4 protein-coding genes are annotated in these 3,223 nt (G+C 56.7%); 3 read left to right on the forward strand and 1 reads right to left on the reverse strand.

The window, feature by feature from the left end; genetic code table 11:
* From ACIQ0G_RS10725 to mltG, 3 genes are all read left to right on the forward strand, one after another.
* Nucleotides 1-197, forward strand: a 197-nt coding sequence (locus ACIQ0G_RS10725) for an acyl carrier protein (protein WP_397577895.1), incomplete at its 5' end; no start/stop codon positions are given.
* 149 nt (nucleotides 198-346) lie between these two features.
* Entirely contained in the window at nucleotides 347-1,603 is a 1,257-nt protein-coding gene (gene fabF / locus ACIQ0G_RS10730) for a beta-ketoacyl-ACP synthase II (protein ID WP_183939614.1), read from the forward strand.
* A gap of 4 nt (nucleotides 1,604-1,607) precedes the next feature.
* Entirely contained in the window at nucleotides 1,608-2,579 is a 972-nt protein-coding gene (mltG, locus tag ACIQ0G_RS10735; RefSeq protein WP_397577896.1) for an endolytic transglycosylase MltG, read from the forward strand.
* A 4-nt stretch (nucleotides 2,580-2,583) separates the two neighbouring features.
* On the opposite strand, the gene ACIQ0G_RS10740 is transcribed toward mltG, so the two are convergent.
* A partial coding sequence (locus ACIQ0G_RS10740; protein WP_397577897.1) for an alkyl sulfatase dimerization domain-containing protein occupies nucleotides 2,584-3,223 on the reverse strand: 640 nt, incomplete at its 5' end.

Genomic DNA, 3,223 nt, shown 5'->3' on the forward strand with positions numbered 1-3,223 from the left:
TTGAGCATCTCGGCGTTGAAGCTGACAAGGTCACGGAAGCTGCAAGCTTCATCGACGATCTTGGCGCAGACAGCCTCGACATCGTCGAACTCGTCATGGCGTTCGAAGAAGAATTCAACGTTGAAATCCCTGACGATGCGGCTGAAAAGATCGCTACCGTCAAGGACGCAATCGACTTCATCAACAGCAACGGCTGAACCGTCTCGCGCGCTGTGTCGCGCGGGCAGTTATAAATTCCAGCGGCTTTCCGACCGGCGTCAACAGCGCTACCGTCGGAAAGCCGTTTGCATTTTGGCACTTGTTCGCGGTATTGGGCTGCGAAGATTAGCATTTTGGAGATAACGCAATGCGTCGTGTCGTGGTCACTGGACTGGGTCTGGTCACACCTTTGGGGGCTGATGTCGAAACGACATGGTCCAATCTGATTGCTGGGAAATCCGGCGCAGGCATGATTACGCGTTTTGACGCCAGCGACCATAAATGTCATATTGCCTGCGAGGTGAAGCCAAAGGACCACGCTTGGGGCTTTGACCCCGACAAGCGCGTTGACCACAAAGTTCAGCGGCAGGTGGATCCCTTTATCATTTACGGCATCGATGCCGCAGGTCAGGCATTAGAAGATGCCGGTCTCACCGAATTGACCGAAGAACAAAAGGTACGCGCTGGCTGCTCCATCGGATCCGGCATTGGCGGTCTGCCCGGCATTGAAAGCGAAGCATTGTTGCTCGCGGAAAAAGGCCCCGGCCGCGTCAGCCCGCATTTTGTGCATGGCCGGCTCATCAACCTGATCTCTGGTCAGGTCAGCATTAAATATGGCCTAAAAGGCCCCAATCACGCCGTGGTGACCGCCTGTTCCACCGGCGCGCACTCCATTGGTGATGCAGCCCGCATGATCCGCGACGATGACGCCGACATTATGTTGGCTGGCGGCGCAGAGGGCACGATCAACCCACTTGGTATTGCGGGCTTTGCGCAAGCACGCGCGCTGAACATGAGCTTTAACGATCGCCCCGAAGCCGCAAGCCGCCCGTATGACAAGGACCGTGACGGTTTTGTTATGGGTGAAGGCGCAGGCGTTATCGTTCTGGAAGAATATGAGCACGCAAAGGCGCGCGGTGCAAAAATCTACGCCGAAGTTGTTGGCTATGGCCTCTCGGGCGATGCCTATCACGTCACCGCGCCGCACCCCGATGGCGACGGCGCCTATCGTTCGATGCAGATGGCGTTGAAAAAGGCGGGCATGACGCCAAGCGATATTGATTATATCAACGCCCATGGCACATCGACGATGGCCGACACCATCGAACTTGGCGCTGTGAAGCGCCTATTTGGTGATGCGATTGCCAACGTCTCCATGAGCTCGACCAAGTCCGCCATTGGCCATCTTTTGGGCGGCGCTGGCGCGGTCGAAAGCATTTTCTGCATCCTCGCGCTCCGCGACCAAATCGTTCCGCCAACGCTCAATCTGGACAATCCGGATGAAGGCACAGAAGGCGTCGACTTGGTGCCGCATGTGGCGAAAAAGCGCGAAGTGAAGGCTGTTTTGAACAACAGCTTTGGCTTTGGCGGTACCAATGCCAGCTTGATCATGAAGGCTATCTGACGATATGCGCCGCCTCGCCAGATGGGCGATATTAGCAGCGGCGCTGCTGCTTGCTATCATTGCGGGCAACTTCATCTACGGCTGGACCGCACCCGGTCCGCTGGAGCGCGAAGTGACTGTCGTTATCAAGCCCGGCTCAAGCATTACCCTGGCCGCACAGCAGCTTGAAAAAGACGGCGTCATCAAGTCCGCCGATGCGTTCGTGAACCGCGCGCGGATCTTTGGCGGCACCAGCACGATTAAGGCTGGCGAGTTCATCATCCAACCGCAGGCGTCGAATTCCGAGATATTGTCCATCCTCACCGGCGGCAAAACCGTCCAGCGGATGGTCACGATCCCCGAGGGGATGCCCTCGATCATGGTCTACGAACGGTTGATGGCGAATGACCGCCTCAGCGGCACTATCGCAATGCCGGCCGAAGGCTCCGTGCTTCCCGACAGCTATGCCTTTGGCGTAGGCGAGCCGCGCGCTGCCGTGCTCAAACGCATGCAAGACGCGATGACAAAGACAATGGACGAGCTTTGGCCAGAGCGTAGCCCGAACACGGTCGTTAAAACACGGCTCGAGGCGTTGACGCTGGCGTCGATTGTCGAAAAGGAAACCGCGCTAAAATCCGAACTGCGGATTGTGGCTGGGGTATATTCCAATCGCCTGCGCAAGGGCATGATGCTTCAGGCTGATCCGACCATCATTTACCCGATTACCAAAGGCAAACCGCTTGGTCGCCGCATCCGCAAATCCGAAATAGGCGACGTCAACGACTATAACACATACGCGATGACGGGTCTGCCAAAGGGCCCCATTGCCAATCCGTCACGCGCGGCGATTGCTGCCGTGCTGAACCCGCAAGCGACCAGCGCCTTGTTCTTCGTCGCCGATGGCAAGGGCGGACATGTGTTTGCCGACACGCTGCAACAACACAACGCCAACGTCAAAAAATGGTACGCAATCCGCCGCGAACGCGGGGAAATGTAATGCCTTAAGGTTCGGCGATCTTGAATGGGCCCGGCATCGGGTCAAGCGCCGCCTGCAACTTATCAACGACAGACCGGTCGCCTTCAATCTTCAGCCCAGCCATTTGCAATTGCGCTGCCGGCATTTTCAGGAACAACAAAGCAAGGAACAACTGACGCGGTCCGGATATGGTTACTGCGGGTGCAGCATGGCCTGTTCCCATTTCGCTGATCATCACAGCGTTGCCGACTGTGATTTTCGCGGTCTCTTTCCGGTCCGAAATCACAAAGTTCAGGTTCAGCGACGTATTGCCAATAATTGTCGGATCCAGTCGTGTGGCGACAGAATCGAGCAACAGGCCGGTTGGTATCGCTGAAATCATGTCGATGCTTTGCGTACTTACGCCCGCCTTCATGCCTTGCCGTAGCTCGGCCGCACCGGTCAGGAACATATTACGCCAAATCGCGGACTCAGCCTGAAAACCTTGCTGTTCATAGCTGTCGGCTAGCAAAGCCCGGCCTTCAACATTTTTGGGATCGGCAAAGACCAATTGGTTCAACAGGTCCGAGGACCAGCGATAGTCACCCGCCTTCATCGCCTTTTTGGCCACCGCGAGCAGCTTCTTTGCGCCGCCCATTGCAGCCACCATTTTCGCCGCGCGAATT

The sequence above is a fragment of the Sphingorhabdus sp. genome (assembly GCF_044354325.1).
Taxonomy (GTDB): Bacteria; Pseudomonadota; Alphaproteobacteria; order Sphingomonadales; family Sphingomonadaceae; genus Sphingorhabdus_B.

Coding starts and splice junctions, on each gene's coding strand:
- fabF (WP_183939614.1), top strand. CDS start 347: ATGCGTCGTGTCGTGGTCACTGGACTGGGTCTGGTCACACCTTTGGGG.
- mltG (WP_397577896.1), top strand. CDS start 1,608: ATGCGCCGCCTCGCCAGATGGGCGATATTAGCAGCGGCGCTGCTGCTT.